General features: G+C 67.7%; 1 protein-coding gene and 1 pseudogene. Both read left to right on the top strand.

Annotation, left to right across the window (positions count from 1 at the left end; translation table 11 throughout):
- The first annotated feature begins 403 nt into the window (after window positions 1-403).
- Window positions 404-694 (top strand): hypothetical protein, encoded by a 291-nt coding sequence (locus U9979_RS11470; RefSeq protein ID WP_322779369.1) that lies wholly within the window; start codon window positions 404-406, stop codon window positions 692-694.
- Between the two features lie 211 nt (window positions 695-905).
- Window positions 906-1,113 (top strand): annotated as a pseudogene (locus tag U9979_RS11465) (hypothetical protein); the annotation flags it as partial.

Below are 1,113 nucleotides of genomic sequence, written 5' to 3'. Positions count from 1 at the left end.
CAGCCAGATACACCCCACCCCGGTCGTCGAAGGCCAGGCTGCTCGGGAAGTCCAACCCATCTGCGAATACGGTAGGCGATGACATTTACGGCCTCTCTCAAGGTGTCCACAAGGAGTTGCGGCCAACCGTCGATCACGGCCGGCGGTCGATTTGTAACAGGACTCGCGAACCATGGTCAAGGACACGGGCCGTAACTATTGAGCTGAGTGGTCCCTATCCAAGGTGGCTGCTAGCGTTCGACGACCCGGAAGACCCGCAGGAGGTGGCCCGGTTCCGTCCGGCGGGGGGCGGCGGCTGGATTTTGGTGACCTCGCGGCGGGCCGGGTTCGGGCAGCTCGGCCGGGTGCTGGAGGTGGCGACGCTGCGCCGGGCCGAGTCGGTCGCGCTGCTGACCGGCCGGCGGTGGCGACGCCGTATGACCTGCGGCATGCCTGCGTATCGACCTGGCTCAACGGGATGGTGCAGGGCACCCAGGTGGCGAAGTGGGCCGGCCACTCCGTGGCGGTCCTCTACCGGGTGTACGCGAAGTGCATCGACGGGGACGTCGACACCCAGCTCCGCCGAATCGAAGCCGCTCTCGGGATCGGCGGTCCGGCGGCCCCGGCCCATTCTGTGCCGCGCATGGTCCGCGAATCGTCGGAGATTGCCGGAGACGATCGGACGTCACCGGACCCCGCCGGAGCGGACGATTGATCGTCCAGCCGACCACTAACCCCTGGGAACATTGGGAAACTGGGGCCCTGACCAGGCTTGTGCGGGAGGGGGGACTTGAACCCCCACGCCCTAGGGCGGCAGATCCTAAGAGGTCTGCTTTGGCAATCTTGACGTGCTGCCAGCGCTTTCCTCGCGGCGCGAACCCTCGAAAGCGCTCGGCGAACGGTCGTGGACTCCCCGCATATTCCACGTGCCATTCCACCTGCTCACCCACCACGCGATCAGCGCCCTGACCTGCCGGGCCGCGACCGCCGCCGGGATCGACCCCGACCGGGTCACGTTCCTACGCACCGTGAGGATCATCCGCGACCGGGTCGTCACCGACCCGGCTTTTCCCCCTGACCGGCATCACCGCGTGCTGCGGCTGCTCGCCGCGGACATCACCCGGCCCGACAGGC

This window comes from Protofrankia sp. Cas4, from assembly GCF_963555915.1.
Classification (GTDB): Bacteria; Actinomycetota; Actinomycetes; order Frankiales; family Frankiaceae; genus Protofrankia.
Note: the sequence above shows the minus strand (reverse complement) of the source record. Positions and strands in the feature narration are given on the sequence as shown.